2 protein-coding genes are annotated in these 2,123 nt (G+C 40.5%); both read right to left on the bottom strand.

The window, feature by feature from the left end; translation table 11 throughout:
- Positions 1 to 33: 33 nt before the first annotated feature.
- Positions 34 to 831, bottom strand: a complete 798-nt coding sequence (locus tag AC1DRF_RS24515; protein WP_043976551.1) for a TIGR00282 family metallophosphoesterase — start codon at positions 829 to 831, stop codon at positions 34 to 36.
- A gap of 81 nt (positions 832 to 912) precedes the next feature.
- Positions 913 to 2,123, bottom strand: a 1,211-nt coding sequence (gene rny, locus AC1DRF_RS24510) for a ribonuclease Y (RefSeq protein WP_477741921.1), incomplete at its 5' end; no start/stop codon positions are given.

Genomic DNA, 2,123 nt, shown 5'->3' with positions numbered 1-2,123 from the left:
CGTATCGTCTTTCGACACATTGACTTTTTCCCTTTATTCAAAAAACGGATGGTCTTCGTTAATTAAAATTCGCTCTGTTTTTGTTGCTTTCCCCGTCTTTTGATCAATATCAATAACGATTCCACTAAGCTGCGTTCTTCCTTCTTTTGGCACTTCAAATCGAACAGGAAGAGACGTTAAAAAACGCTTAATAACAGCTTCGCGCTCCATCCCTAAAATGCCGTCATATGGTCCCGTCATTCCTACGTCAGAGATGTAGGCTGTTCCTTTTGGCAATATACGATTGTCAGCTGTTTGAACATGCGTATGAGTGCCGACAACAGCGCTGACACGACCGTCCACATACCAGCTAATCGCTTGCTTTTCACTTGTTGTTTCAGCATGAAAATCAATAAAAATGAGCGGAGTGCGCTGACGTGCTTCTTCAATCAGGTCATCTGCTTTTTGAAATGGACAATCAAGCGGAGCCATAAACGTGCGCCCTTGTAAATTAATCACGGCTACCTCAAGCTGATTGTACGTAAAATACGTAATTCCCTTGCCAGGTGTACCTTCAGGAAAATTAGCTGGACGAACAAGATTTTTTGCATCGTCAATAAAATCAAAAATTTCACGTTTGTCCCACGCGTGGTTACCAAGGGTAATAATATTAGCCCCTGCTTGCAAGAACTGACGATAAATCTTTTCAGTAATGCCTTTTCCTGAAGCTGCATTTTCTCCATTCACAATTGTAAGTCCCGGAGAGTATTTTCTTTTTAATCTTGGTAAATATTCTTCAACCATTTCACGGCCTGGAGAACCAACTACGTCTCCAATAAATAAAATTCTCATGTAAAAGCTCCTATACTTCATTCTTAATCTGCATCTTCATCTCTACGAAAAAAAATAAAGTGGCGAAACGCCACTTCATTTTTATTTTGCATACTCTACTGCTCTTGTTTCACGAATAACGGTTACTTTGATGTGGCCAGGATAATCCAGCTCATCTTCAATTCGTTTTCGGATATCTCGAGCAAGTCGATGCGCTTCTAGATCACCAATCGTATCTGGTTTCACCATAATACGAACTTCACGCCCTGCTTGAATCGCAAATGATTTTTCAACGCCTTCATAAGACTCTGAAATTTCTTCTAACTTTTCAAGACGACGAATATAGTTTTCTAACGTCTCACTGCGAGCACCTGGTCTTGCAGCAGATAATGCATCCGCTGCTGCAACTAGTACAGCAATGATTGATGTTGGTTCTGTATCTCCATGGTGAGAAGCAATCGCGTTAATAACAACCGGATGTTCTTTATACTTTGTAGCTAATTCAACACCGATTTCTACGTGACTTCCTTCTACCTCATGGTCAATTGCTTTACCAATATCATGTAACAATCCTGCTCGTTTGGCTAACGTTTCATCTTCACCTAATTCAGCAGCCATAAGTCCTGATAAATACGCTACTTCCATTGAATGTTTCAGCACATTTTGACCATAGCTTGTTCTGAATTTTAAGCGACCAAGAATTTTCATCAAGTCTGGGTGCAACCCGTGAACACCGACTTCAAACGTCGTTTGTTCACCAACTTCACGAATATATTCGTCCACTTCACGGCGAGATTTTTCAACCATTTCTTCAATACGCGCGGGATGGATACGACCATCTTGAACGAGTTTATCAAGTGCAATTCTTGCTGTCTCACGACGAATTGGGTCAAATCCTGATAAAATAACTGCTTCTGGCGTATCATCAATAATAAGATCAATTCCTGTCAAAGTTTCAAGCGTACGGATGTTTCGACCTTCTCGACCGATAATTCGGCCTTTCATTTCGTCATTTGGCAAGTTAACAACTGAGACAGTCGTTTCAGCAACATGATCTGCTGCGCAACGCTGAATAGCAAGTGAAAGAATTTCTTTCGCCTTTTTATCGGCGTCTTCTTTTGCACGGTTTTCTGTTTCTTTTACCATTATTGCAATATCGTGGGAAAGTTCATTTTCAACACGATCTAAAATAATCGCTCTTGCATCTTCTCTTGTTAAGCTTGAAATGCGCTCTAGCTCTGTTTGCTGTGCACGTACTACTTCTTCAACTTTGCTTTCCATCTGTTCAATATGCTTTTGTTTAACAGTAAGAG

The sequence above is a fragment of the Priestia sp. P5_B4 genome (genome assembly GCF_056400385.1).
This window is presented reverse-complemented; position numbering and strand designations above follow the sequence as displayed.

Excerpts from the sequence above, each read along its gene's own strand:
- AC1DRF_RS24515 (WP_043976551.1), bottom strand. The coding sequence starts at position 831 with ATGAGAATTTTATTTATTGGAGACGTAGTTGGTTCTCCAGGCCGTGAA.